The following is a 25,940-nucleotide window of genomic DNA, read 5'->3' on the forward strand; positions in this document are numbered from 1 at the left end:
GTGGGGTATTTGAAGTTACGAGGTAAATGCAAAGCCGATGAGCATAGCAATATAGAATGCTACAAGCATCGCTCCTTCGCCTTGCTTCCACTCGTTATCGTGGAGGACAAGGAAAGCGCCAATGAAGCTGAGGATGACGAGCTCAAGTGGCTGTGCGGAAAAGTGCAGGGTTACCGGGTTACCAAAGAGGAACCCAAAGAGTACTGCAGCAGGTGCAACCACCATCCCAACCTGGCTCGCTGAGCCAACACTGATGGATAAGCTGAGTTCCGCCATGCCTTTTCTGGCAGCGGTTACGGCAACTGCATGCTCGGCAATGTTGCCTAAGATGGGGAGCAGCATGAAGCCAATAAACCCTTCGGAGAGGTGGAGGCTATGAGCCACGTGTTCCACATCAGCGACCAGTATCTCTGACATGAAGAAAGCGCCAATTGCCGTACTGACCAAGACAATAATACTCGCCTTTTTACTTAGCTCATGTTCAATGTGTTCGTGTTGCTTCTTCACTTCATCAAGCCGGCTATCACGTTTTGCAAGAACAACGTAGTAAATGTAGGCAACGAGCAGCATGGCAGCCAAGATGTAACTAAGGTAGAGCTGCCGGTGTTCAGGGATGTTGTCATTGAACATTGTGGGGATAAACAATGTCGCGCCCACTAGAAAGAACTGATTAATATACAGCGCCGTGATGCCGGGTTTTAATTTCATGGTTCCGTTGCGCTTGCACCCAAGGTAGATAGATAGTCCCATGACTAGCAACAGGTTACCAAAAATGGAGCCGGCAATACCAGCCTGCACCAAGGCAATTTTCCCCGCCTTGACCGCAACCAGCATAATAATGATTTCCGCAAGGTTGCTGAGGGTAACATTGATGAACCCAGCAACATGTTCGCCAACATGATGTGCAAGGGACTCTGTTCCTACACCCAGAAACTTACTCAGCAAAATAAGTGCCGTCGCAGCGGTAAAGAATGATACAGTAAAGAGGTGAAGCACGTAGTGCCCTACCAAAGCCGCGCAAAAACTGATGGCAAGAATACCAATCAGCACTTTTGTGGTTCGACTCACAAAAAGCTCCTTTGTCAAAGATAATTTGATTTTCGTTTTACCCTAGCAAAATACAGCCTTTTGTCAAGGCCAAAGGAGTGGAGACAATCCAAGGCTATTTTTCCGCGGTCAAATGGAAGTGCAGGTAGGCGACGTCTTGCCAGCCTGGACCCAGAGTAGAGAATTTATACTTTTCCAATTTGTCCTGCTCAATAAGCTGTTGCGCCACGGCGTAGGCATCCATGACGTAGGTTTGGTCTTCGGGGCTGAGTTCCCCAATATTCCGAATATCTTTTTTGGGAATAATAACGTAGTGAATTGGCGCGGTGGGGAGCGGATGGGTTATTGCCACATTCAAAGGCGTTTCCAAAACTACGTTTGGAATGGTCCAGCCAGCCTTTTGGACACCTACGGAGCCAAGTAAGCCCAAGAGCTCCTTGCGGGAAAGGCAGTTGCTCTGGCATTGGTCAATGGCCAAAAATGACCGGGGTTGAGTATCCCGAAACAGGTACGCGCCAAGAACGACGCCAGCCAGCAAAACGCCAATACTCAGACTTACTTTGAACCAGAGGGAACGGCGACGATTTTCTACTGGCACAGCTTCGCCGTTTCGGTGAGCAGGGTTTGGGCGAGTTGCTCAGCAGTCGCTTTGGCTGCATCAAGTTCACCCTTGGCTACAGCTTCGTGCACCTGGACGTAGATTTTCAGTTTTGGTTCGGTGCCAGAAGGGCGGACCGTCACCCGTACCCGGTTATCCTCCCGTAGGCTGTAGATGAGAACGTCGCCTTTGGTGCCCGGGTTGGTTCCCAGACTTTTGCCAGTAGAGGGGTCGGTTACGGCGCCTGAAAGTCGGTCAGTCACCCGCAAGATGGGTAACGTGCCAATGGTTTTGGGCGGGTTGGTTCGCAGCGCTTGCATAATCGAGGCCATTTTTTCGTTGCCAGCCGCGCCTTCGTACATAATGTTTTGCAGCACTTCGGTAAAGACGCCGTACTTTTTGTACAGTGCATCCAAGTAGTCAACAACCGTAGTTCCCGCATCTTTGCAGGTGGAGGCCAGTTCGGCGAAGAGCAGTGCGGCCACGGCAGCATCTTTATCCCGCGTGTAGTTACCTTTGAGAATGCCATGGCTCTCTTCACCACCAAAGAGGAAGATGCGGTCATTCTCGTGCAACCGAATCAGTTCAGCAACGTACTTAAAGCCAATGAGGATGTTTTCTTCGATTTGCACCTTGTACTTTTCCGCTAGTGCGCTTAATCCATCCGTAGTCACAATAGTTTTTACCAAGAAGTGTTCGGGTTTCAATTTCTGCTGTGCTTGGTACTGCTCCAGGACAAACGCGCCAAGGGCAAAGGCAATTTGGTTGCCGTTCAAGAAGTGGTACGCGCCCTCTGCATCACGCGCAACTACGCCCAAACGGTCTGCATCTGGATCTGTGGTAATAGCCAGGTCAGCGTTAATTTGTTTGGCTCGGTTGGTTACTAAATCACTTGCGCTTGGCACTTCTGGGTTGGGAATATTCCCTGGGACATTTGGAAAATTGCCATCGGGTGAGGCTTGTTCGGCTACCAGATCCACACTAAAGCCTGCACGTTCCAAAATTGGATATGCACTGGCAACTCCTGTCCCATGGAGGGGGGAGTAAGCAATCCTGGCCGAGCGGGTGGTGACCAATGATTCACTAAATACTGCCTGAAAGTACGCTTCGTCAACCTGCTTGCCTACGTACTGAATGCGCTGGTTGGCCAAAGCTTGGTCAAAATCTTCGTGCAGGATTTCCTTCACCTTTGCGACCGCTTCCATTATGCCCAGATCATGGGGCGGGACAATCTGACCGCCGTCATTCCAGTACACCTTAAAGCCGTTGTCTGTGGGTGGGTTATGGCTGGCGCTCACCACCACGCCCGCAGCCGTTCGGAGGTGCCGAACCGTAAAAGAAAGCTCAGGGGTTGGCCTGGGACCTTCAAAGAGGAAAACCGGAATGCCATTAGCTGCAATAACCCCGGCGACATAGCGTGAAAATTCTACCGAGGTCAGACGAGTGTCATACGCCACGGCAATGCCGCGTTGTTTGGCATCTGGGATGTTTGCCAAAACGTAATTGCACAACCCTTGGGCCGATTCACCAATGGTGACGCGGTTTATCCGGTTGGAGCCAATGCCTACGCGGCCACGCCGGCCACCAGTGCCAAATGGCACCACGGTAAAGAAATTGTCTTCCAGTGTCTTCCAATCTTCAGCCATGATGAGTTTCTCAATTTCCGTACGGAATTCTTTGTACTTTTCTTCAGTGAGCCAGGTGGTGACGTTCGTGAACGTCCCAAAGGAAATTTTTTTATCTGCATGTGCAACGTGGAGCGCGGCAGTGTGTGACATGGTTGGGTTAGAAAATGCTGGCGAGAGTTTTGGTCAAAAGAGGATTTCCCACTGCTACACTGGAAGGCTTCCAGGAAAACGACCAGGGTTTTCTTTGTGCATTGAGTATTTTTGCCCCAGCGCGCTGGGCAATGAGCATTCCTGCTGCAATATCATAGGCTTGCATGTCAATTCCCAGAAAGCCGTCGGCATGTCCCATGGCGACATCGCAGAGCTCGAGGGCTGCGGCTCCGTGGAAGCGGAAGGTGCGGATTTTTTTGGTGAGTTTTGGTAGGAGTAGTGCAGTTCGATGCTTGCTTTGGGGATTCCCTCCACGGCTCATGGAAATAACAGCACGGCTTGGTACGCAGTTATGAATATGGATTCTCTTGCCGTTACAAAAGGCTGGACCTTTCGCAGTCGCCCAGTAGGTTTCTCTGAGCATTGGATTAGCAACGACTCCCAGCAATATTTTGTCATCTTGTACTAAGGCAATGGAAACCCCAAAGTAGGGGAAGTGGTGGGAGAAATTGGTGGTGCCGTCCAGCGGATCCACAATCCACGTGGGATGACTGTGCGAGCCAGTATGACCTGATTCTTCCGCAAAAGAGCTGCTCTTGGGGAAAGCTCGCTTCAGAACTTTGAGGATGGCACGTTCTGAAGCTCGGTCAGTACTCGTCACCACATTGTGCTGATCTTTCATGGTCACGCGTTGCGTCCGCGGAAAATTCTTCCGCAAAAGAATGCTAGCAACACGAGCGGCCCGAAGGGCGGTCTGCAAGGCGTGATCAATCATGACTAAAGTATACAGGAAGATAATGTTCTGTGCAGGTGGATTGTGGTAGCATTACCACATGCGACGAGGGGTACAAATTTTACTGCTTACCGATGCCTGGTGGTCCCTGGCCATTGGGCTCATTGGACCCATCTACGCCATTTTTGTCCAAGACATTGGTGGCGACATTCTGGACGCCAGTTGGGCCTACTTTGCGTTCATGTTCTCTTCCGGCGTTGCGCTGTACCTCTTTGGCAAGATTGAAGATAAAATTAAAAAACCGCAGTACGCCTTGACCCTGGGGTACGTCCTTCTTTCGCTTGGTTGTTTTTCCTACATCTTTGTCCATGACCAATTCACGCTGGTCATAACGCAGATTATTTTAGGCATGGGTATTGCGGTAGCTTCGCCGATTTTTGATGCGATGTATGGACGGTTTGTCTCCAAAGGTCACGCCGCGTCAGAGTGGGGAGATTGGGAGGCAATGGGCTACATAGTTACCGCAATTGCGTCGTTGATTGGTGGGTACTTAGCAACCCTGGTCGGCTTCCGGTGGTTATTCATCATTATGTTTGCCATCTCGGTGCTGAGTGTGATTACTTCGTTATTTTTGCCAGCGGAACAGGTGAAACGAAGAAGAAAGAGCGTGGAATAATTTTTTTTGCTTAGTCTACAAAGAGGAACTACTGGCTAACTCATTGCTGTGGTCGGGGTGGTGGGACTTGAACCCACGGCCTCAGCGACCCGAACGCTGCGCGCTACCAACTGCGCCACACCCCGGAATACATTATTCATTTCCTTATCGAACACTACCTCCATATTGACGAAATGTCAAAAGAAACGTAGTGTAGCAAGTACGTATTCTATGGAGAAAACCGCTAAGACAACCCCCGCCGTGCCCGTGCATCTTGGGGTCATTATGGATGGGAACCGGCGCTGGGCGAAAGACCAGGGTGTAACGTACGAACAAGCCTACCAAAAGGGGATTGAGGTTTTACGTATGGTTGTACGGCAGGCCGCGGATGCCGGGACGCGTTTTGTGACCGCCTTCACTTTTTCTCATGAGAATTGGAATCGTCCCAAAGAAGAAGTGACCTTACTGATGCGGCTCCTGAAAATGTACATGGAAAAAAAGGTGCGAGAATTGCATAAGGAGAATGTTCGGTTTAAGGTTATTGGCCGACTGAAGGATTTTTCAGATATGATGCAGCGTGTCATTCATGATGCCGTTGCACTTACTGCAGCGAACACTGGCATCACACTAACTTTGGCATTGAATTACGGTGGACAAACTGAGCTGGTTGATGCGGTGAATGCGTTGGTGGAAAAGAATTCGGGTGAAATTACTCCAGAGGATATTCAAAAACATCTATACGATCCAGAACAACCCCCCGTTGATCTCATTATTCGAACCTCCGGTGAACAGCGGACATCAGGTTTTTTGCTTTGGGAGTCAGCCTATGCAGAGCTCTTCTTTCTCCAAAAGAATTGGCCCGCATTAGCTGTGGAAGATATTACTTTGGCTTATTCAGATTTTGCTCAGCGGAAGCGGAATTTTGGGTCGTAGGCACGTTGTTGTAAGCCACTGGAAGCTGCTATACTAGAGGAGCTGGTTTTCGCTTTGGCGACTGTGCCATGATTACCCATCCTCTGTTGCAACCCAAGCAGGAATCCTCGCGGCAAAAGGTCATGAATCTTGCGGTTGACCTGGGGACGCGCGAAGCACGAAGTGCGCCAAAAATTGAACGGAGTACCAACCGGAATTGGGTGGTCACAATGGTGGTCTATCTGCTTATTGCCGTTCCAGCGTTCTTGCTGGTGCCGCTCATCTCCTACAATTTTGGAGATGCGAGCAGTAACTTAGTCGACAACTTAAATAAACTTGTGGTTTTTGGTTCGCCCACACTCTTAGTGGTCGCCGTGTTAGTGGGGATCACTGGGTACTACGGGTATGGCCGATTTTCTTGGTGGCTGAGTTTTGGGTTTTGGGTCAGTATCATCGTTCTTCTGCTGAACATCGGGACCCGGATTAGCTGGCTGAATTTTGGCATTTTCTGGATTATCATTGGAACGCTGGGGGGTATGTTTTTGGGTTGCGGTTTTGAATTACTCACGGCAATCAGACGGAGTACGGAGAAGCTTATCATTTGGGTATTGGTCATTGGCATGGCATTTTCTGCGGCGGCAGGCGCGTTTGCGGTTCGTAATGGCACGCGACCGGAGAAACCGGTTTCCACTTTGACCCGCGCAAAAGAAATGCTCCCATTTACGATTTTCACCCCTACAGTACTACCAAGCCAGTATCAAACTTTTACACCGGTCATTGCGGTCTCCGGAAATCGCTTACTCATGTACTATGGGGATGATCCCTACCCACCCCCACCAGTCATTGATTTTTTGGAAGGACTTGAAGTTATTGAGACCAAGGGTCTTGATGAGCCAATAGACACGTCCGGAGTACGCATTCAAGTGAATGGTGAAAATGCGTACTACCATGAAGATTCAGGGCGATCGGTTATTGAATGGCAACAGGGTGATACGTACATCATTATGACGAGCCATAGCCCAATCAACGGAAAAGACTTAGTGGATGCTGCGCGTTCTTTCACTCCATACGTTGAATCCTAGACCCTATGCGCGTCCGTGATGTGATGGTTCATGACTTCCACACCCTGCAATCTTCGCAGAGCGTTGCCAGCGCGGTCCAGCTTTTTGTGAAAGAAGAAATTACCGGTGCACCAGTTATTGACCACGGGAAGCTGGTGGGCATGCTTTCTGAAAAAGACATTTTCCGGTCGCTGTACCCCAGCGTGGCACAGTTTGCTGACAACCCAGAGCTGTGGTTAGAAGAAACTGAACTGGAAGAGAATGCAACAGGTGTCGCTGCATTACCTGTTGAGCAGATTATGCAGCGCCACGTCATTTGCGTACCACCGGATGCGCCACTCATGCAGGCTGGCTCGATTATGCTCGCACACCGCGTGCATCGCCTCGTGGTGCAAGATGGGGACAAAGTGGTGGGTTTACTCACACGTTCAGCGGTTTTTCGGAACGTCTTTAAGCAGAAACTTTCCTAAGGCATGCCAGAATTGCCAGAGGTTGAAACCGTGGTTCGGGGGTTACAGGGATTGGTGGGGAAACGCATTCGCAAGGTTGAAGTCCGACGGCCAAAGTTAGTTTCCGTTGGGCCGGGCACACTTAGTCCAAAACGCTCGCATACCGCAGCCCAGGCGCGGCGCTTTTCAGCTGTGCTGCAGGGTCGAAGCGTGCAGAGTATAACCCGGCGAGCAAAGCTTATTTGCATCCAGTTGTCCGGTGGCTGGACGCTTTTCATCCATTTAAAAATGGCTGGGCAATTAGTTGTGCAAAAAGCGAAGCAGCGGAAGTTGCTTATCCGATTGCTCAACACACCCACCGCACCCTTGGAAATGCTGCCTACCAAGCATACGCACATCATCTGCACATTTGGTGATGGAACCATTCTATACTTTAATGACATTCGGCTGTTTGGCACCTGGCGAGTTGTGCATACCAGAGATCATGCTGCTTTGCAGGATGTCGCTTCCTACGGGCCTGAGCCACTGGAAAAGGATTTTACGGCAAAAGTATTGCAAGCATCGCTGGGCAAGCGCCCGCGGATGCTCATCAAACAAGCACTTACTGACCAGCAATTGCTAGCCGGGGTGGGGAACATATATGCCGATGAGTCACTGTTTGCTGCCAAGCTCTTGCCAACCCGAACGGTGGGGTCATTGCAACCAAAAGACTGGCTGCGGCTTTTCCAGAGTGTGCAGAAAGTGTTGCGTCACGCTATTCGCACGCACGGCTCGTCGGTCGGAGAATTCATCCGACCTGACGGGAGCATGGGGATGTTTGGTCGGTATCACAAAGTCTACGGACGGAAAGGGGAGCCGTGTGTGATTTGCAAAACACCCATTCGCAAGATTGTCGTGGGTGGGCGGGGGACGCACTACTGTTCGAAGTGCCAAGAGTGAGCTGTGGAATAAGAGACGTAAGTAATTGAGTTTAGTTCTATTAATTCGTAATAGAAAACCCTCTAAAGTTGTTCAGAGGGTTTTTTGTAATACGAGTCAATTTATTCCCTTGCGATAGCCACGAAAAGGTGGCGCCTGTCCCAACGACCACTAACCATATCTAAGGCTAAATACACACCGTCTTGCTTCCCGCCAACGTATGGCTGGCAAAAAAAGCCTTCTTCTTGAAAACGCTCACCTGCAAGCGCTATCACAGTGAACCTGCGGAGTATTTCTGGAGCTAAACTTCGTATAACGGTTTCAGCCTCAGCTCGATCAGGAAGACGGCAATGCATGTATGCCAGCTGGGTGGTTACTGCATGATTAGATGCGTTTTTACATCTTGGAGGTACAAGCCGAAATCGGATATTATTTCTACCCTTTCCTCGAACGGGAAAGTGCTGGAGTTCCACATATTCCACAGATGCGTATCTATCCTTATCGATTGTCTGCCATTGCTGATCGTCGTAGTCAACAAGAATGGTGTTAAGATGCTTCGTTATTTTGGGTGCAAACATAAGATGGATCCTCCATATTTTTTTGTTTTTTCATATACTCATTCCAGAAAATGAACATCTTTCAGGTTGGTAAAGTACATCAATTGCCAAGCCTATCAATATAGGCTTAGAACGTCAATATCACATTTTTTATAGCTTAGAATACTTGCACAACTACCCCAACTGCAATCCCAATGGCGCTGCCAACAGTGATTTCCCAGGGCGTGTGGCCCCAGCGCTCAGAGAGTTTTGGGTAGGTTGAGGATTGCGCAGCCGGGTGTTCGGTAACCAAGCGGTTGAGGATTTTTCCATGCACGCCAATTTCTCGCCGGAAGCCAATGGCGTCACGAATGGTGAGGACTGAGAACACGGCGGCAATAGCAAAGGCTGCTGAGCCAATTCCTTGGTGAAAGCCTACCATGGTCGTAAGGCACGCAACGAAAGCTCCATGTGAGCTGGGCATGCCACCGTAGCTATCCCACATATGCTTCAGATCCAGGTTGCCTTTGATGTGGTCAACACCCAGCTTCAGCACTTGCGTGCCAATTGCCGTGGCAACTGGTATGATGAGTAAACTCCAACCGGATTCCATATATGGACAGTATACATGCTTTTTTCCTAGGTGTCGTTCAGGGGCTGACTGAGTTCCTCCCCATTTCCAGCTCTGGGCATTTGCTGGCGTTTCATGAAATCACAAATGCTGGGATTTTTGATAGCCTGCGCTTTGATGCTGCTTTGCACGTTGGCACCCTTGTCGCAATCATTGTCTACTTCTGGCGTGACGTGGTGGAAATCGTCCAGGGCTTCTTTCGGTCTCTCCGTTCCTGGCAGGTAAAAACTGACGCCAAGCAGAAGCAAGCCTGGACGGTCATTGTGGGCTCCATTCCGGCTGGGATTGCCGGGATGCTTGGCGAGAAGTGGATTGAAGACAACACTCGGAATTTGTGGTTGGTTGTTATCACATTGGTCATTGGCGCGGTTGCTTTTTGGCTAGCAGAAGTCTGGTCACGCCGGCAGCAGCAACACGCTGAGGTTTCTTATGCCACAGCCTGGGTCGTAGGTTTGGCGCAGGTGCTGGCACTTATTCCCGGTATATCCCGGTCTGGTGCCACCATTGTTGCAGGCTTGGGCAGGAAGTTGGATCGGGTGGCAGCAGCGCGATTTGCATTCCTCGTGTCCATCCCGGTGGTCACTGGTGCGGGGGCGTTGAAGCTTACGGATATTATCCGGGGGAATCCGTCGAGCGCTGAAGTTTTTAATGTCGTGCTAGGGGTGGTTACCTCTGCAGTTGTGGGCTACATTGCCATTCGTTTTTTACTGAAGTTTGTGCAGCGCCATTCATTGTCAGCCTTTGCGTGGTACCGGATGATTGCCGCTGGTGCCCTGGTCGTATACTTGCTGGTACGGTAACGAAGATCATACAAAAAAGCCCCGCTACGTAGCGGGGCTTTGGGTTAGAAGGTCGGTCCTTTATCCACTGGCTGGTCAGGTGGTGGGGGCTCCTCACTCAGGCCTTGGCGCTGGTAGTAGGCGCTGGAGAGGATGATACTGATTCCCAGTCCTGTCCACGGCCACCACAGGTAGTCGCCTTGGCAAATGGTGACGCGGTAGGTGATAAGCGCTGCTGCAGTGAGCAGGGCAGGGAAGAGCCACCAGAGTGCCAACTTCCGGCGTTGGAGCCAGACAAAGTAGGCAGCCAGCACAATTGCCTGCAAGAGAACCAGGACGAGAATCCACGGGTGCGCCAGATTGGTGCAGGTCGTTGCAGCGGTGGCTGTACCAGGCGTCAGATTTTCCTCCTCGTCAGTGCTAGTTGGCGTTCGATCCACTTCTTCGGCGGCTACTTGAGGTGTGCGATTTTCGGGGCGGGTGACGGCAATAATCTCGTTCGTGGGGGTTACAGCTTCCGATTCACCTGAGCGAACGACAATTGGTTCGGCAGCACTCACGCCGTCACTCTCCACCACCAGGTTCGTCTGCCCAGTGCTGCGGGCGGTCACTTTCCCTTGCTTGTCCACCGTTGCGACATCTGGGTTGGTGGTTTTCCAATTGAGATTCTTTTGGACAGTATTTCCTTTCGCATCAACCGGTTTCGCAATGACTGTGGTCGTGTCCTGTGGGTTCAACGTTGGAATTGGGGCAGGTGTCAGTTCAATCTTCGCCAGCATCCCCGGCGTGATGGTTACTGGCAAGCTTGCTTGGTAGCCAGCCAGGATCGCGGTAATGGTCCAGGTCCCCGCCGTGTGTGGTGTGAAGCCACCTGCCGAGACCGTGGCCTGTGGATCATCAACGCTGTACGTCGCAGTGTCCAGGACGTCCCAGGCATTTCCATTACTATCAACGCCAAAGAGCCGGATGGGTAAAACCCCATCTGCAGTCAGATCTGCCCTCTTGGGTAGGAGGTTGAGCTGGCTGAGGGCGCCGTGAGTGACCACAATCGTTGCTGCGGCGGTGACGTTTCCATAGGTTGCCTGGAGGAGCCAGCTGCCCTGTGCCACGGCCGTGTACGTTCCTCGCTGGCCTGGGATGCCCGTGAAACCGCCTCCATTTGGATTCCAAACCGCGTTTTCTGTGACATTGACTGCTGTCCCATCACTGAGGGTTGCGGTGAGGGTAAAAACCGTACTTTGGCCAGCCTGGAGACTTACGGTAGTTGGGGAAATAGCCAGACCGGTCACTGTGGGGTCAGCTGCCTGAACAGGGTGTGGGCTAAGGCCTAGCAGGGTTATCCCCAGGGTTGTTATAAGGAATGTCGCGAGGATTTTTTTCATGGCTTGGGATAGTTGGAGAAAAAGAAAAGGCTAGTAGTGGCCCAAAAATCTTTTCAAATACTCGCCATAGGCAAGAAATGCCTACATTCGCAAAGTATTCGCTGAAGATTTTTGTTCGCTACTAGCCCAGTAATTTATGGCTATTTTTGGGGAGGGATGCGTGAAATTTCGCACGCAGGTTTTGAGGAGTTTTATATTACACAATTTTTTCTTTTGGGTGTCAATATTGCACTAAGTACGCCACAGAGCGCCCACCCTCCAAATGGTCAATGCTTTGTTTAATTTTTCTTCTCCACTACCTTAGCAAATCCAGCACGCAGGGTCAATGCACATTTGGCAATTACAAAACCCGTATCGTCTGTCCAATTTTTTCTAAGAAGTGCCCTTTGAGGAGGATCGCTGTGGCAGCAATGGCAATGACGGCCATGGTTTGGCCAATGACATGGGGGTGCTGAATCCGTAACTTGATCCCAATGTTGAGCAGAAGGGCGATTCCTAGGAAGAAGAAAGCGGCCAGGTAGAAATCATTGAAGAAATTGAGCATGCGACTGAAGAAGTCTGCCCCGGCTGGGTTGCTGATGACGGTTGGCGCAGGCTCGTTCCGTGTGGGTTCCGCAGCCTGAATATCCTTCTGGGTAGGGTCAGATTGGGTTTGGGCAACCGTGGTTGGGGTGGCGATGTTCACGGCCAGGTGTAGGGAGGTGCCGGCAACAACTGTCCCACTGGCGTCGACCAGAGCAAAGGCTTCTGTCAAAGTGCCTTCCGTGGCTTGAGCTTTCAGTTTCCACTCGAATCGGGCGACGTCATTTGCCGGGACGTCTGTTGAAAGGGTGCCAACGGTTGTGGCATTCACCCAGGAAGAATCAGCTAGGGTTGACGTGCGGCTGCTTGGGGTCGTCACAAGCCGCAGGCTATCAGCTTTCCAGGTTTCGGTTCCGGCATTTTTGAATTCTGCCCACACGTCAACCGTTGCATTGGGAGTTACGGTGACGGAGTCACTACTTTGCTGAATAACGTTCCCTTTGGGGGGTGTCACTTGCTCAGCCCGCACTTCCGGCTTTGTGGTGGTTGGCTTGACGGTTGGTTTTGTGGTGGGCAATGCTGGAGTGGTTGGCTTGGGTTTTGGTTTCACCGTGGTCACCTTTGCCACCTGGGTTTTCTGCGCCACTTGGGTGCCAAACATTTCCACCAGCACCGTGGTTTCTACCCCATCCATTTCACCAGTCACCACGGCAATGCCAACCTCCTTGTAGCGGGTATTCAAAATATTCTCCCGATGGCTGGGGCTCGCCATGAGTGCGGCATGGGCCGATTCGGGTGAGGTAAAATCAATCGCTAAATTTTCACCAGCCACAGAGTAGTTGTACCCAGTATTATCTATCCACGTCCAAAAGCGCTTGCCGTCGGGCGTGGTGTGAGCAAAGTAGTTTCGGGCCAGCATGTCTTTGGCCTTGCGGGTCGCAGCCTCGGCAAGTTTCGGATTGAAGGTTAACGTGCCAATTTTTTTCTCCTGTCTGGACTGATTGCTGAGGGAAAGAATGGTGCTGGCTGTGTAGGCGCTGTACTCTGCTTGGTTTGGATAGGCAGCAAATAGGAAAACCACGCTGGAAATTTTTGCCGCCAGAATGAGGTAGGCATAGAAACGCAGCGCCCGCGGTCGCAAGGCGTGCGGCTGGTGGTTATTGCCGGCGTGGGGAATAAACCAATGCTTGGCGTGGTGCACAACGTGCCCAGCAATTGACCGACGTGGCTCTTGTTTTGCTACAGATTTCTTTGTCATACAAAGCAAGTGAGTGTATCAAAAAGCCGTCAATATGTCAAGTATAGCTTAAGGTTACGAATTACGAAATACAGATACGAATATACGAATTACGAATGTCGTTACGTCCCGCCACTGAGGCGGGATCTCGCCCTCCTCTTCTCAGAAGCAATAAGTGGCGGGAAATTACGAAATAGAGATACGAATTACGAAAAGAGACTACGAATATACGAAAGGGGAGGGGGATGGCAAGAATGCTCTGGGCTCGGTGCCTCCGTACCCGCAGCTCGATCGGGGATGGTTTGGAGGGTGGGGAGAGTTTTGGGTGTAGCGGCACTTCGGTAGACTCAGGACTGGAAGTGAGAATTGTTGAAAGGTGGGGGTCTGGGATGGGTAGAGATGTGGACGCTTGTTCGGTTGGAGGTCTTGGGTTTGGTGGAAGAATGCGAGGTGACCTTCTTCCAAACCGTTTACCCTCACGAGCATCCATACCCTTGCCTGACCCGCATCCCCCTCTTCCATCCAGCGTCTAAACCCAAACCTTCTATCCAGTTCAACAGGAGGGGTTAGGGTTGGTTCTTTTGCTTGCTCAGCAGACCTAACTAAGTATTTAGTTAAAAATGCGTGACGCCTCAAAGACCTTTATAGCTTTACAGCTCTAAAGCTCTACAACTGATTTTTTTTACAGTAATTCTCCAACCACGACCAAACGATTCTTCGTCGAGAACAGTGGATGGCAAGTGAAGACGGTGAGTTGCGGGGTAAGAGTTGGTTCCACGATATCAGTCTGCGTGCTGGGAACAACTTTGGTGGTGCCGACCTTGAAGTCGAATTCTTTTCCTTGCCAGTAGATAATCATAATATCACCAGGCTTCACTTGGTCCAGTAAGTAGAGCGTGAGGTTGGACGGAGGACGGTAGCGGAAACGGTGTGCAGACAGCACCACATTCCCACCTTCGGGTGGGGTGCTGGAACCAGGAATGTGCCAGGCGCCCAGGTTCAAAGCTTTGGATTCGTTTGTTCCTTCCACAATAGGCAAATCCACGCCTATTTTGGGAATGACCAAACGGTTTGTGGTGGGCACAGTGTTCGATTGAACTTTTGCCTTTACCTGCTTGGTTGCAGGCCTTGGGGTGTTTGTGTTCGTAATGCTGGGAGAATTCGTATTGGACTCAGGGATAGTGAGGGTTTGGTCATCTCCTAAGAGTTTTGAAGGGTAGGGGAAGACCGGCTCCTCGGGTGTGCTCACCGGGCCGGCAAGTTTGTAGCGAAGAATGGGCCAGAGCGGGTAGGACAGGACGACCAACCCCAGTGCAACGCAGAGGAAGCCCACCGTGAGGGTGAGCTTCCGTCGATACGTTGTGGACCTAGGATGCTGGTCCGTCATGATGATTGGTTAGGCAGGAGAACCCTCTTTGCGGCGTCGCAGGAGGAAGACCCCGAAGGAGATCAACCCGGCACCAGCGACAGCGACCATCAGGTCCAGCATGCTGGCTCCGGTGCTGGCAAGGCTCTCGCCCAGCACGCGGCCGCGTTTCACTTGCACGGGGACGCTGGTGGTAATTTTACCATGGTTGTCCGCGCTGGCAATTGCTAGGTTCTCGTAGCTCCCATTGGGCACGGATTTGCTCACTACTACGTCGTAGGTGACCGTTGTGGTTGCACCCACGGCCAGGTTGCCCAGGTTCCAGGTTTTGCTGGTATCCGTGCTGCCTTTGAAAGTAAAGCCCAGGGGCAGGACGTCCTGTAAAATGACGTTTACAGCTTCACCTGTACCGGTGTTCTTGATTTCCACGGTGTACTTCACCGTGTCACCAGGCGCAACGGTTGCTTTGCTTACGGTTTTCTTCAGCTGCAGCACCGGTGCAGTTGTATCACCCAAGACACGTGGCACACGCACTTCCACAGCGACTTTGGCTTGCACTTCAGCGGCATTGTCCGCTTTGGCTTTGGCCAGGTTATTGTAAACACCGGCGACCACCGCAGAGCCAACGTTGACCAAGTAGGTCGTGGTTTTTTCTTCACCTACCAGGAGACTACCCAAACCAAAGGTCTTGGTTGCCAGGCCACCATCTGCAAAGGTGAAGCCAGCGGGGAGGGTATCGTTCAGCGTCACATTCACTGCCGTGTCGGTTCCAACATTCTTCACCTTCACCGTGTAGGTGAGCGGGTCACCAGGGTTCACGAAGACCGCATTAACAGTCTTGGTAATTTGCAGTTGGGGTGCTGTTACCGCCGTAATATTGACTTGCGCGAAGATGGGATCAAGCTCATCGCTCTTGATGCTGGCTTGGTTTGGGATTACGGTGCCATTTGGGATGGAGATGGCAGACTTGACCACCAGGGTCAACGTGCCAGCGTCACCCGGGTTTCGGGTACCCAGGTTCCAGGTTACACCGCCAACTGGCGTGCCAGTCTGGGCCATGGTGCAGGTGCCGGTGGTCGTACCACAAGTCATGGCAACGTAGCTGGTGTGTGCGGGAATGGCGTCAGCCACAACCACATTGGTCGCCAGCGCCGAGTTGGACGCGACTGACCAGTGGATGGTGTAGGTCACGTCCTGGTTGCCACCCACCGTTGCGGCGTTGGCGGTTTTTTCCAGGGTCAGTACCGGAAAGTTATTCTGCACAGTGCAGGTCCCACCTTGCTCGGTAACGGTTAGGGTAATAACCCCTTGGGCATCCTTGGCGCAAACACCGCTGGCAGACTGCAAGCTGTAACCCTTTGGTCCGGATTCAGTCAGTGTGTAGGTACCCAGTGGGATTGCCACCTGGTCACCATCCTTGAATTGCTGCCCATTGGCAGTGAAAATGAAGTCCGTGTCTTTCGCCGTTCCACCAACCACAACCTTGTCAAAGCTCACGGTGCCAGTTTTTCGGTAGTTGACGAAGCTCACCTGCACGTTGGTGCCGCTCACCGCGTCAAATTCCGCTTCATCTTTGCTGCTGTCATCGTCGCTCCAGTTGGGGGTAATAACGTTGTCTGACAGTAAGGCCTGGTACAGGCTGCCGTTGAACTTCTCAATGACACGGTATTCGCCCGGGCCCAGGTTCGTCCAGGTGTAGGCACCGTTTTGATCAGTCACTTGCGTGTCTACTTTGGAACCATTTTTCCAGACTTCCAAGGTCCAACCAGGCGTGAGGGTGCGGTCTGCAGTGGTTGCTACATTCCCGTCCGCATCCATGAGTTTGTTCACGGTCAGGTCAAACCCTTCAAAGTTTAAGAAATTTTTCTGCGTCTTGGTTCCAGAGGTAACCGTGACTTGGTGTCCAAGAACAGGGTTCACTGCGTACCAACCTGAGACCATTTGCTCGGTGACCAGGTAGGTGCCGGCCGGGAGGCCCGTGAATTCGTAATAGCCGGTTGACCAGTTGCCAGCGCCAGTGACAACACAGGTGTTGCCATTCAAGCAGATGGTCCAGCCATCTTTTTTTACGTCGCTGTGGTTCACATCGCCATTGGCCGTCAGGTCTTCGTACTTAAAGCCCCAAATTTTGCCCAGCTTGAAGTTGCCAAAGTCTTTGCCGTCCACATCCTGATTCACCGTGAGGGTTACCACATGTTCGTCGTTGACCGGAGCGGTTTGGATCCATCCAGATTCCTGTACCTCACGGACGGTGTACGTGCCTGGCATGAGGTTGCTAAAGTAGTAGTCACCATCGTGATCCGTATAGTCATACGGTTCACCGTTGTCCCAGCGATCATTGCCGTTGAGGTCTAAGTAGATTTTCCAATCTTCCAGCCAGTCTTCACCAGCAGTGCGTACGCCGTTGCCATTCTTGTCTTCAAATTTTTTACCCGCAATGCTGCCGGCTTTTTGCCAGTTCACGAAGGTGTAACTGGTGCTGCCGTTGCTGGCCACGGTCAAGGTCTTGGGGTTAGTGGAGTGGACGGTGTAGTTGCTGGGGTTACTCTCGGCAAAGGTGTACGATCCAGGGTTGACGGTGAGTACCTTGGGCGTATTTTCGCTAATGCTGAAGTTGCCCGCATTGCTGGTTACGTTGAAAGCAGTGCTGTCTGCAACGTTGCCACCTTGGGCATTCCGTACATCTTTACTAATCGTGATCGTCGCTTTCTTCTGCTTGTTCGTGATGGTGAGGTGGGTGGTTTGACCCTTGGTAATGCTCACCTGTGCACCCGCGGTGTTCAGATCCAAGTCATGGTTAAAACTCACGAAGGTGTAGTTTCCGTCGGTATCCTCGGTTACCGTGTAGGTGCCGGTGGCCAGGTTGCTGTAGGTTGCTTCGTTTCCTTCAGCGATGGTTTTTGGGTTTGCGCCGTTCACCCGAGCCGTGAAGTTGTGGGTGTCATTAACTGTACCACCATCTGGGTTGACCACGTCCTTGTGGACGATGAGGGTTCCGGCGTCGCGTGTATTGGTAATGGTGCAAGTGCCGCCATGCTTGGTGACGTTCAGAGTAATACCATTTTGGCCCAAGCTGCAGGCGCCAGACGCTGCGGTCAAACTATAGCCAGGAACGCCAGACTCAGTCAGTGGGTACGTGCCGGTGAGGAACGTGCCGCTTTGACCATCGGTAAACTGGCGACCATCCGTGGTGAAGACGAAATCGGTGTCCTGTGCTGCTCCGCCAACCACGACTTTATTGAAATGGACTAGCCCGGTATCATGGGTGTTGGTGAACGCACAGAAGTACGACCCACCTGCAGGGAGCTGCAAAGTGAAGCTCGTGCCCGTGCCGGTAATGTCAGGTTCGTTCACCAAGACGTTGCGGCAAAGCCAAGTCGCGTGAAAGTTTGGGTACCCATCTTCGGTGATGGTGTGCGTGCCAGCTGGGAGCTGGATAATCGCCCCACCTGCATTATTCTGGGTGCCCTGCACGACGTCCCAGGTCCAGCCTTGCGGGTTGTGGTAGTCACCGTCTAGATCGTTAATGAGGCCGTCTGCATTGCGATCCACTTTCTTGTGCACGGTCAGCGTTGCTTGTGCAACCTGATTGAGGAAGGTGCACGCAATGGTCTGGTCGTTGCTCAGGTTCAAACCCGTTATGCTCTTGGTCTGTTGGTTCAGCTGGCCAACTGGCTGCGTCCCCAGGAAACACTGTGCGGACAGGAATTGGGTGCCAGAAGTTTGATTGGTTTCGGTAACACTGTAGGTGCCCGTCAGAACTGAGAACTCCAAGCTGCCAGTGTTCGTGGTGGTTTGGGCTGCGGGATTGCTGGGCGTACCGTCCACATCAAAGGTCCAGTCTGCCAGTAGGGGATCAGCTTGGCTACCAGTCACATCGGCTTGGCCATCGCCATTGGTGTCGAATTGTTTCTGCACCAAGATTTTTCCGCCACAGAGTTGGTTCGCCAACGTGGCCAGGGTGCCGGCCAGAGAAGCAAAGTCGGTGGTAATGACGTCAGAAGTGACGCCGGTATTCACATTAGATCCAGAGATTGCCTTGAGGTTGTTCACATCCAAGTCGTCGCCAATGCCCAAGGTCACAATCCGGGTGCCGGCAGTCTTGAAAGTGTTCGCCTGGGTTACTGCGGCTGCCAGGGCTGCAGATTCTGATACGCTGGTACCGGCGGTGCCTTTCCGGTTTGGGTTGCCGTCAGAGGCAAAGAGGATGAGGTTCTGCTTCGCCGGACGGGGGTCGAAGGTGGACCAGGCTTTCAGCAACCCGTCTTCCCAGTTTGTAAAACCGCTGCTGTTTGCGCTGTTAATGGCATTCTTTAGCAAGGTAACGTTATTTGTAAAACCTTGGCGGACAGTAGCAGTCGTATCAAATTCCGTCACGCTCATTTGCGTTGGCGTACCAGGCAAGAAAGCATCTACAAAGGCTTTGTAGGCGTTCTTCATTTGGGTCAGCTCGCTATTGCTAATGCTGCTTGAGCTGTCAATCACGAGTGCGATATCCAGTCCACAGGCTTGCCCGAGGACAGGGTTGGTTACTGGAGTTGGGTTTGGTGTGGCTGCCTGGGTGGTTTGCGGCTGCAGAAACACCCCAACCATGCCGGTATTTAGCACAATTGCCAGCGTTGAGAGGATATTGAGCGTCTTCCAGCTCCGGCGCTTCAGCACCCGAGGTTTCAGGAAGTTCGGCTGTTGCAAGGGAAAGGACTGACTGGTGAAGAGATTCTTCATAGGGGTCTTGGAAATGGTTGAAACTTGTTGCAATTGTAGAAAGAGAAAGGGTGATGAGTGAGTGTCGATAAAGCGCCTTCAGGGGCGAAAAATTGTCGATTTTATGCAAAAACCCAACGAACCAGAGATCGGTTGGTTTACGACTGTAGAACGCTTTGGTTGGAGGTTTCGGTTTGCATGTGGGTAACAGCTATGTTTAGCAAGCCGACGGATATTTGTCAAGATTCCTCCCCTCCAGAAGCAATCTTTTTGAGTTAACACTAAGTTAGCTAAATCCTACAAAACGAGTGCAATTTGTCAAATGATTAGAATAAATATTTACACGTATGTCAAGAGTTTGATTTTCGGATTGATTCCCAAGACTTTAACCATTCTTTCTGTATCATCCTCATTAAAATTTACATAATCAAGATATTTTTTAAGGTTTTGTAACCTTTTTGCTTGTGGATAAATCAACCCAATAACCCTCAACCGGAAATGAAAAGAGACTCATAAATTGAAATTTTTGCTAAAACTAGATGATTTATTGGAGAATTGAATCTTTTTTAGCTTTTTGATCGTCGAACTCTTAGGACGGCTAAGGACATAGAGTTTGTGAATAAAAAAACCCCTTTATAAAGGGGTTTTGCTTGATGAAAAGCTTAAAGGATTGAGTTGCTCATAAAGGTCCCTCGAAAGACTCGGGACGGCCAAAGACATACAAAAAGAGAGAGACCCTCACTTGTGAAGGCCTCTTTCTTTAAAAACCGTACTATTCCTTAGAGAATTGAGTCTTTTTTTAAAGGTCCTTCGTCGCAGATTCCTCAGGACGGCTAAGGACGCGGAGTCAGTAAATATAACAAAACCCCCTTGTTTAAGGGGGTTTTGCATGATAAACAGCTTAAAGGATTGAGTCCTTAGCCGCCTTTGCAACCCGGAATTTCACCACGGTTTTGGCTGGGATCTGGATCTCAGCGCCGGTGGCTGGGTTACGCCCTTTGCGAGCAGCGCGGTGCTTCTTCATAAGCTTCCCGAGCCCTGGGAGGGTGATTTCACCCTTCTTTGCTTCGGCGTATGCCGTGGTAACGATGAGGTCCCACATTGTGGTTACCTCTTTCTTGCTGTGACCGGACTTCTCCGCCAAGAGGGCGATGAAGGCCGATTTGCTCAAGCCTTTTGCCATGGTTGCATGGGGTTAAATGACGATATGGAAATAGTATAGCAAATTTCCTAGGTTTTTTCAGGGTGGGTCAAGAAATCGGCAAGAAAATCAGAGGATTTTCTTTGATCCTTAAACTGTGGATAACTAAAGTTGTTCAATAAATGGCTAATATTAGCATAAAAATAACCATAAAAAGATGGCGTATACTTGTATATATGGAGGAAAAGCAGGAGCCAAAAAGAACAATATTGTCTGCTAATCAAGCGCCTGCGGCAGTGCTGAAAGCCTTGGGGACAACTTTGCAAGGTTTGCAAAGCACAGAGGCGGGAATTCGGCTAGGGCGTGATGGGGAGAATACCATTCATACTACCGACCACTCAGGGTGGGTGGTTTTGGGCAGGCAATTCCGTTCCCCAATGGTTCTTCTCTTAGTTGTGGCTTTAGCTGTATCGGGAATACTTCGTGAGTTTGTGGATGCTATTACCATTGCTGTGATTGTGGTCATAAACGCGGTATTGGGCTTTGTGCAGGAGTACAAGAGCGCCAAGTACTTGCAGAAACTGCAGACTATTGTGCACGATCATGCGGTTGTCCGTCGCGGGGGGAAAGAGCTCGTCATTTCACGGTCAGAGGTTGTTGTGGGTGACATTGTACTTGTACGGACGGGTGATGTGGTACCTGCTGACATTCGTTTGTGTGAAGTGAAGAATTTTCTATTGGATGAATCAGTGTTAACTGGCGAATCGGTTCAGGTTGCAAAGCAAACCACTGCAATGAGTGTTTCCATAAGTACTCCTGAACGCGCAACGAACGTGGCCTTCATGGGAACCACGGTCGCAGCTGGCGAGGCAGTTGGGGTGGTCATTGCCACGGGTCGACGAACCGTTTTGGGGGAAATTGCAAAACTGACATCGCAAACAGTTCGGCATTCAAGTTTTGATGAGAATTTAGCCAAGTTCAGTAAATTCATGCTTCTGGTCGTTGGGATCACTCTGGCGATCGTTTTCGTTTCGCGGTACGCACTCAACGGCGCTTTGGGTATTGGCGAGCTCTTCCTTTTCTCCATTGCGCTTGCGGTGAGTGTGATACCAGAAGCCCTCCCCACAGTCATTACCATTACCCTGTCTCGGGGTGCTCTGCGGCTAGCCAAGGAAAAAGTGGTGGTAAAGCGACTGGGCGCAATTGAAGACCTGGGGCAAATTGAAATTCTGTGTACTGATAAAACGGGAACGTTAACCCAAAATCGATTAACGGTTGAAGATATTTTTGCATCGAGTCCGGAAAATGTTGTGGCGTGGATGGCTGCAGGTTTTTCGGCTGGTGATGATGCGCAGGCGGCAGCGTTTGACCGAGCCCTTCGGCACGTCCAGCGGAAAGGTGAACCCGTACTCCGCGGACGTATTGTTGCCCGCATTCCCTTTGACCCTGAGCGACGAAGATCGAGTGTGGTATTTGAACGAACGGACGGTTCTCGTTGGTTGGTGGTGCGCGGTGCACCAGAAGTGCTCCTGGATCACACCAAGAATGTTGAGCTTCCGCATGGTCTGGTTCCGGTGCAAGAAGCGCGACCAGAAATTCTTCGGGTCCTTGCTACATTTGGGGAGGCCGGGCACCGTGCGCTAGGTGTGGCAATTCGGCCAGTGAGCAAGCGGCCAGAGTACCATGAGAATGATGAAGCTGGCCTGACGTTCTTGGGCATGGTGGCTTTTGCTGATCCGCTGAAACCAACGTCTGTGGATACACTGGCAAAGGCCGCGGCCTTGGGAGTGGAAGTGAAAATTCTTACTGGAGATAGTTTGGCTGTGGCCGGGAGTATTGCGAAGAAGTTACAGCTACCGCATGGGCCAGATGATATTGTTTCCGGTGAAGTATTGGATACGCTGCACGGTGCTGGCTTTGAGCAGGTTGTGAGGCGAGCGCGGGTCTTTGCACGGGTGACCCCCACGCAGAAGTACAGGATTATTGAAACGCTCCAGACCCGGGCGTCTGTTGGCTTTTTGGGTGAGGGAATGAATGACGCCCCAGCTTTGAAATTGGCAAACGTCGCTATGGTGGTGCAAGGCGCAGCTGATGTGGCGAAAGATGCGAGCGACGTGGTGCTCTTGGAAAAAGATTTGCACGTTATCATCCGCGGGATTGAACAGGGTCGTGGTATTTTCGCGAACATCACAAAGTACTTGCGCTACACGCTCATTGGGAACTTTGGGAATTTTTTTGGCATTGCTGGCATTTCTTTACTCGTCCCATTCTTGCCGCTGTTACCGCTGCAAATTCTTTTGGCAAATCTCCTGACAGATTTACCCCTCATGGCTGTCGCGGCTGACCGAGTGGAGCCAGAAGATACGGCAAAACCAGTGCGACTGCATTTGCGTGAGCTTGCGTTCTACTGTCTCATTCTTGGTTTGGTGAGTACGTTGTTTGACTTCTTAGCCTTTGCAACCTTCCGGCACTTTGGAGAAACAGAGTTGCGAAGCCTCTGGTTGATTGAGAGCATTCTCACAGAGCTGGTGCTCGTCTTCTCCATACGTACATTTCGGCCAGCACTTTTTGCGCGGAGACCTGCTGGGGTTGTGCTGTGGATTGCCGCAGCTGCTGCGGGTCTAACGCTGCTCATTCCATTTGTGCCGTTTGCCGCCAATGTTTTCCATATGGTTCCACCCACCGCACCACAGTTCGCACTCATTATTGGTTTTGTTTTGGCGTACTTTGCGTTGACGGAAATTGTGAAGGCAGTGTACGTCCGAACATTGCACAAGCAGACTGCGCCTGTTGCAGTGAAGAACGCATCGTCAGTTTCTCGTTAAGCGTGTCTATGCAACGTAAACCCACGAAAAAAGTTTTTGCGTATGCTTGACATGGAAGGCAGAATATTGTACGGTAAGCAGGCCAAAGTCAGCTAGACGGCTGCCCTCCTACGCCCTTGCTCTGCTCGGGCTACGGAGGGAGGAAAGTCCGAACACCGACCTACGCCTGGCTTCGGCCGGCGAGCTGCCTACAAGTCTGTAGGTGCTTGCCAGCCGAAGTCATGAAACGGGGTCACGGAGAGTTGCTAACGGCAACCGGGAGTAGGCCATCCAAGGAGTCCTCGCGAGTTCTTGAATGGATGAAGCCCAGGGAAAGTGCCCCACTTCGGTGGGACCTCGCCTGAGGTGCGAAAGCACCTGAGGAGTGGCAACAGAAAGATACCGCCGATGGCTCAGTACGGAAACGTGCTGGGAACAGGTAAGGGTGAAATTGTGGTGTAAGAGACCACAGCATCCTACCGTGAGGTAGGAAACGGTAAACCCTCTCCAGTGCAAGGCCAAGTAGGCCCTGCACCGAGCCGTAAGGTTCTGGTACAGGGCGGGTTGGCTGCTAGAGGTTTGCAGCAATGCAGATCCCAGAGAGATAGTCGTCACGTGGTACTCGATGCAAGTTGAGCGCTACGAACAGAATTCGGCTTATCGGCTGGCTTTGGCAACAGGCAACACCATACAGTAGCGCATGGCGTTTCCTGCACTTTCGTTCAGATTCATTTTCCATGCGACGACTTGAGCTCATCACTGCCGCAGTGTTGGTACCCCTGGATTTTGTTATGGTGGTGCTGGCGGGTTGTGCGGCGTATAGCTTGCGCTTCAGCGGGACGGTGGCGAATCTGCGACCAGTCGTGGCGGAACTCCCATTTCAGGAGTACGTCATTTTTGTTTTTGCCATTGGCATTATTTGGGTACTCTGTCTGGCCATGGCTGGGTTGTACGCCTTGCGCCAGCGCTACGCCATTGCGGAAATTGGACGGGTGATTGTGGCGTCTGCCGCGGCCATGACCGTGGTCATTTTTTCCATCTTCTTCCGGCGAGAACTTTTTTCCTCTCGCTTCATCATTCTCGTTGGCTGGCTGCTGGGCGTGCTCTTTGTTGCTTTTGGGCGCTTGCTGGTGCGGTGGATTGTGCAGGTCATGCAACGTAATGGCGTTGGCCTGCAGCGACTGCTGGTCGTTGGCTCTGGTGATCTGGCTGACCGCATTGTAAATGATTTGTACCAAGGTCGCGGTGAAGGCTACCAGTGCGTTGGTCGGTTGCCAGATTTTGGGAGTTCCACCCAGCTGCAGTTTGGTACGGTGCTGCAAGAGAAAAAACCCGATGCCGTGCTCCTAGCTGCAACAGATGTGCCGCAAGCAGACGTCGTTGCCTTGCTCAATGCGGCGCAGCTCCACCACTTGGGTTTTCAGTATGTGGCAGATATGTTCGCCACCCATGCTGGGCATTTGCGCGTGTCCACCTTGTTTGGCACGCCAGTGGTAGAAGTGCAGCGGACTCGTCTGGATGGGTGGGGAAAAATTTGGAAGCGAACATTTGATATTTTGGTTTCCGGTATGGGGCTCATCATCCTCTCCCCATTTTTTCTCATCATTGCCCTGCTGATTGTTTTGGATAGCCCGGGACCAGTCTTCGCCAAGCTCAAACGGGTGGGCGAACGAGGGAAGACTTTTACGCTGCTGAAATTTCGGTCCATGATTCGGAATGCGCATGCGCTGAAACCCACACTCATGGAGAAGAACGAACGGCAGGATGGTCCACTCTTCAAAATGGCAAATGATCCACGGATTACCCGCGTGGGCCGTTTCTTGCGGCAGACCAGCTTGGATGAATTTCCACAGTTGGTGAATGTACTGCTGGGTTCAATGAGCCTGGTTGGCCCACGGCCGCACGAACCAGAAGAGGTGGCGAAGTACGCTGGTTGGCACCGGAAGCTCCTGACCATTCGGCCAGGGATGACCGGTATGGCGCAAGTGCGCGGCCGAGCAGCATTGAGCTTTGATGAAGAAGCGCAATTGGATATTACCTACATTGAGAACTGGAGTTTTGCTATGGATGTCATGATTCTCCTCCGAACTCCAGGCGCGGTTTTCTCTCGCCGAGCAGCTGTCTAGCACCTCTATGCGCGTTGCTCTTGTCCACGAATACTTAAACCAGCTTGGCGGCGCGGAGCGCGTACTGGAAGCGCTGCACGAACTGTACGCCGACGCGCCGGTGTACACGTTGGTGCACGACCAAAAAAGGGTGGGTGACCGTTTTGCCAATTGGCATTTGCGCACTTCGATTATCGAACGTCTGCCGTGGGGCAAGAAGTACTACAAGTGGTACCTCCTGGCCATGCCGGCGGCAATTGAGAGCTTTGACTTCACCTCGTATGATGTGGTCTTGTCGGATGCCTCCGCCTTTGCCAAAGGCGTGATTGTGCCACCAGGAGCACTTCACATTTGCTACTGCCATACGCCCACGCGTTACCTGTGGAGCGACGCGCATACCTACGCAAATGAAATTCGCGTGCCACGGATGGTTCGGAAATTTCTTCCCCTTGCGCTCAACTACCTGCGGGTGTGGGACAAACAAGCTGCAGATCGGGTGGATCACTTCATTGCCAATTCACAGTTCGTGGCCAAGCGAATTCAGAAGTACTACCGCCGAGAGAGTACGGTCATCTACCCACC

Annotated in this window: 20 protein-coding genes, 1 tRNA gene and 1 other RNA gene; 10 read left to right on the forward strand and 12 right to left on the reverse strand. The window is 51.6% G+C overall.

The features are described from left to right. Nucleotides 1-15: 15 nt before the first annotated feature. The 4 genes from WCV85_04665 to WCV85_04680 form a co-directional block, all read right to left on the reverse strand. Nucleotides 16-1,068, reverse strand: a complete 1,053-nt coding sequence (locus tag WCV85_04665) for a hypothetical protein (protein ID MFA6474147.1) — start codon at nucleotides 1,066-1,068, stop codon at nucleotides 16-18. Between the two features lie 94 nt (nucleotides 1,069-1,162). After that, nucleotides 1,163-1,645 (reverse strand): HIT domain-containing protein, encoded by a 483-nt coding sequence (locus WCV85_04670; GenBank protein MFA6474148.1) that lies wholly within the window; start codon nucleotides 1,643-1,645, stop codon nucleotides 1,163-1,165. Continuing rightward, the gene (locus tag WCV85_04675; protein ID MFA6474149.1) at nucleotides 1,636-3,423 is read right to left on the reverse strand and encodes a phospho-sugar mutase; all 1,788 of its coding nucleotides are present in this window, start codon (nucleotides 3,421-3,423) and stop codon (nucleotides 1,636-1,638) included. The genes WCV85_04670 and WCV85_04675 overlap by 10 nt, the downstream gene beginning before the upstream one ends. A gap of 7 nt (nucleotides 3,424-3,430) precedes the next feature. After that, a complete protein-coding gene (locus WCV85_04680) occupies nucleotides 3,431-4,198 on the reverse strand; it encodes an inositol monophosphatase family protein (protein MFA6474150.1) in 768 nt (255 codons plus the stop codon). A 58-nt stretch (nucleotides 4,199-4,256) separates the two neighbouring features. Here WCV85_04680 and WCV85_04685 point away from each other — a divergent pair, with 58 nt between their 5' ends. Further along, nucleotides 4,257-4,832: an MFS transporter gene (locus tag WCV85_04685; GenBank protein ID MFA6474151.1), complete on the forward strand. Its 576-nt coding sequence runs from the start codon at nucleotides 4,257-4,259 to the stop codon at nucleotides 4,830-4,832. A gap of 49 nt (nucleotides 4,833-4,881) precedes the next feature. Here WCV85_04685 and WCV85_04690 read toward each other — a convergent pair. Further along, nucleotides 4,882-4,957, reverse strand: a tRNA-Pro gene (locus tag WCV85_04690). 85 nt (nucleotides 4,958-5,042) lie between these two features. Between WCV85_04690 and uppS the strand changes: the two genes are divergently transcribed. The 4 genes from uppS to mutM all read left to right on the forward strand — a co-directional run bounded on the left by uppS (nucleotide 5,043) and on the right by mutM (nucleotide 8,172). Then, the gene (gene uppS, locus WCV85_04695; GenBank protein ID MFA6474152.1) at nucleotides 5,043-5,744 is read left to right on the forward strand and encodes a polyprenyl diphosphate synthase; all 702 of its coding nucleotides are present in this window, start codon (nucleotides 5,043-5,045) and stop codon (nucleotides 5,742-5,744) included. 68 nt (nucleotides 5,745-5,812) lie between these two features. Further along, a complete protein-coding gene (locus WCV85_04700) occupies nucleotides 5,813-6,805 on the forward strand; it encodes a hypothetical protein (GenBank protein ID MFA6474153.1) in 993 nt (330 codons plus the stop codon). 5 nt (nucleotides 6,806-6,810) lie between these two features. Further along, the gene (locus WCV85_04705; protein ID MFA6474154.1) at nucleotides 6,811-7,254 is read left to right on the forward strand and encodes a CBS domain-containing protein; all 444 of its coding nucleotides are present in this window, start codon (nucleotides 6,811-6,813) and stop codon (nucleotides 7,252-7,254) included. A gap of 3 nt (nucleotides 7,255-7,257) precedes the next feature. Beyond that, on the forward strand, nucleotides 7,258-8,172 hold the full coding sequence (mutM, locus tag WCV85_04710; GenBank protein MFA6474155.1) for a bifunctional DNA-formamidopyrimidine glycosylase/DNA-(apurinic or apyrimidinic site) lyase: 915 nt from the start codon (nucleotides 7,258-7,260) through the stop codon (nucleotides 8,170-8,172). 101 nt (nucleotides 8,173-8,273) lie between these two features. On the opposite strand, the gene WCV85_04715 is transcribed toward mutM, so the two are convergent. Together WCV85_04715 and WCV85_04720 are read right to left on the reverse strand one after the other, a co-directional pair. After that, a complete protein-coding gene (locus WCV85_04715; GenBank protein ID MFA6474156.1) occupies nucleotides 8,274-8,729 on the reverse strand; it encodes a hypothetical protein in 456 nt (151 codons plus the stop codon). A 136-nt stretch (nucleotides 8,730-8,865) separates the two neighbouring features. After that, nucleotides 8,866-9,300 (reverse strand): divergent PAP2 family protein, encoded by a 435-nt coding sequence (locus WCV85_04720; GenBank protein ID MFA6474157.1) that lies wholly within the window; start codon nucleotides 9,298-9,300, stop codon nucleotides 8,866-8,868. A 2-nt stretch (nucleotides 9,301-9,302) separates the two neighbouring features. Between WCV85_04720 and uppP the strand changes: the two genes are divergently transcribed. Further along, a complete protein-coding gene (gene uppP / locus WCV85_04725; GenBank protein MFA6474158.1) occupies nucleotides 9,303-10,118 on the forward strand; it encodes an undecaprenyl-diphosphatase UppP in 816 nt (271 codons plus the stop codon). A 44-nt stretch (nucleotides 10,119-10,162) separates the two neighbouring features. Here uppP and WCV85_04730 read toward each other — a convergent pair whose 3' ends face one another. From WCV85_04730 to WCV85_04750, 5 genes are all read right to left on the reverse strand, one after another. Continuing rightward, nucleotides 10,163-11,479 (reverse strand): Ig-like domain-containing protein, encoded by a 1,317-nt coding sequence (locus WCV85_04730; GenBank protein MFA6474159.1) that lies wholly within the window; start codon nucleotides 11,477-11,479, stop codon nucleotides 10,163-10,165. 340 nt (nucleotides 11,480-11,819) lie between these two features. Beyond that, entirely contained in the window at nucleotides 11,820-13,259 is a 1,440-nt protein-coding gene (locus WCV85_04735; protein ID MFA6474160.1) for a CAP domain-containing protein, read from the reverse strand. Between the two features lie 661 nt (nucleotides 13,260-13,920). Beyond that, nucleotides 13,921-14,625 (reverse strand): class D sortase, encoded by a 705-nt coding sequence (locus WCV85_04740; GenBank protein ID MFA6474161.1) that lies wholly within the window; start codon nucleotides 14,623-14,625, stop codon nucleotides 13,921-13,923. A 9-nt stretch (nucleotides 14,626-14,634) separates the two neighbouring features. Further along, complete coding sequence (locus WCV85_04745; GenBank protein MFA6474162.1) at nucleotides 14,635-19,329, reverse strand: SpaA isopeptide-forming pilin-related protein; 4,695 nt, start codon at nucleotides 19,327-19,329, stop codon at nucleotides 14,635-14,637. An 880-nt stretch (nucleotides 19,330-20,209) separates the two neighbouring features. Then, entirely contained in the window at nucleotides 20,210-20,491 is a 282-nt protein-coding gene (locus tag WCV85_04750) for an HU family DNA-binding protein (GenBank protein ID MFA6474163.1), read from the reverse strand. Nucleotides 20,492-20,685: 194 nt separating this feature from the next. Between WCV85_04750 and WCV85_04755 the strand changes: the two genes are divergently transcribed. The 4 genes from WCV85_04755 to WCV85_04770 form a co-directional block, all read left to right on the forward strand. Beyond that, nucleotides 20,686-23,274: a cation-transporting P-type ATPase gene (locus tag WCV85_04755; protein MFA6474164.1), complete on the forward strand. Its 2,589-nt coding sequence runs from the start codon at nucleotides 20,686-20,688 to the stop codon at nucleotides 23,272-23,274. Between the two features lie 85 nt (nucleotides 23,275-23,359). Continuing rightward, nucleotides 23,360-23,929, forward strand: an RNA gene (gene rnpB / locus WCV85_04760) — RNase P RNA component class A. A 61-nt stretch (nucleotides 23,930-23,990) separates the two neighbouring features. Beyond that, nucleotides 23,991-25,379: a sugar transferase gene (locus tag WCV85_04765; GenBank protein MFA6474165.1), complete on the forward strand. Its 1,389-nt coding sequence runs from the start codon at nucleotides 23,991-23,993 to the stop codon at nucleotides 25,377-25,379. Between the two features lie 7 nt (nucleotides 25,380-25,386). Next, a partial coding sequence (locus WCV85_04770; protein MFA6474166.1) for a glycosyltransferase occupies nucleotides 25,387-25,940 on the forward strand: 554 nt, incomplete at its 3' end.

It is taken from the genome of Patescibacteria group bacterium, from assembly GCA_041665345.1.
Lineage (GTDB): Bacteria > Patescibacteriota > Patescibacteriia > PEXW01 > PEXW01 > JBAYJA01.

What these genes read in the sequence shown, in the direction of transcription:
- WCV85_04675 (MFA6474149.1), bottom strand. Translation starts at nt 3,423, where the DNA reads ATGTCACACACTGCCGCGCTCCACGTTGCACATGCAGATAAAAAAATT.
- WCV85_04680 (MFA6474150.1), bottom strand. Translation starts at nt 4,198, where the DNA reads ATGATTGATCACGCCTTGCAGACCGCCCTTCGGGCCGCTCGTGTTGCT.
- WCV85_04685 (MFA6474151.1), top strand. Translation starts at nt 4,257, where the DNA reads ATGCGACGAGGGGTACAAATTTTACTGCTTACCGATGCCTGGTGGTCC.
- uppS (MFA6474152.1), top strand. Translation starts at nt 5,043, where the DNA reads ATGGAGAAAACCGCTAAGACAACCCCCGCCGTGCCCGTGCATCTTGGG.
- WCV85_04700 (MFA6474153.1), top strand. Translation starts at nt 5,813, where the DNA reads ATGATTACCCATCCTCTGTTGCAACCCAAGCAGGAATCCTCGCGGCAA.
- WCV85_04705 (MFA6474154.1), top strand. Translation starts at nt 6,811, where the DNA reads ATGCGCGTCCGTGATGTGATGGTTCATGACTTCCACACCCTGCAATCT.
- mutM (MFA6474155.1), top strand. Translation starts at nt 7,258, where the DNA reads ATGCCAGAATTGCCAGAGGTTGAAACCGTGGTTCGGGGGTTACAGGGA.
- WCV85_04715 (MFA6474156.1), bottom strand. Translation starts at nt 8,729, where the DNA reads ATGTTTGCACCCAAAATAACGAAGCATCTTAACACCATTCTTGTTGAC.
- WCV85_04720 (MFA6474157.1), bottom strand. Translation starts at nt 9,300, where the DNA reads ATGGAATCCGGTTGGAGTTTACTCATCATACCAGTTGCCACGGCAATT.
- uppP (MFA6474158.1), top strand. Translation starts at nt 9,303, where the DNA reads ATGGACAGTATACATGCTTTTTTCCTAGGTGTCGTTCAGGGGCTGACT.
- WCV85_04730 (MFA6474159.1), bottom strand. Translation starts at nt 11,479, where the DNA reads ATGAAAAAAATCCTCGCGACATTCCTTATAACAACCCTGGGGATAACC.
- WCV85_04735 (MFA6474160.1), bottom strand. Translation starts at nt 13,259, where the DNA reads ATGACAAAGAAATCTGTAGCAAAACAAGAGCCACGTCGGTCAATTGCT.
- WCV85_04740 (MFA6474161.1), bottom strand. Translation starts at nt 14,625, where the DNA reads ATGACGGACCAGCATCCTAGGTCCACAACGTATCGACGGAAGCTCACC.
- WCV85_04745 (MFA6474162.1), bottom strand. Translation starts at nt 19,329, where the DNA reads ATGAAGAATCTCTTCACCAGTCAGTCCTTTCCCTTGCAACAGCCGAAC.
- WCV85_04750 (MFA6474163.1), bottom strand. Translation starts at nt 20,491, where the DNA reads ATGGCAAAAGGCTTGAGCAAATCGGCCTTCATCGCCCTCTTGGCGGAG.
- WCV85_04755 (MFA6474164.1), top strand. Translation starts at nt 20,686, where the DNA reads ATGGAGGAAAAGCAGGAGCCAAAAAGAACAATATTGTCTGCTAATCAA.
- WCV85_04765 (MFA6474165.1), top strand. Translation starts at nt 23,991, where the DNA reads ATGCGACGACTTGAGCTCATCACTGCCGCAGTGTTGGTACCCCTGGAT.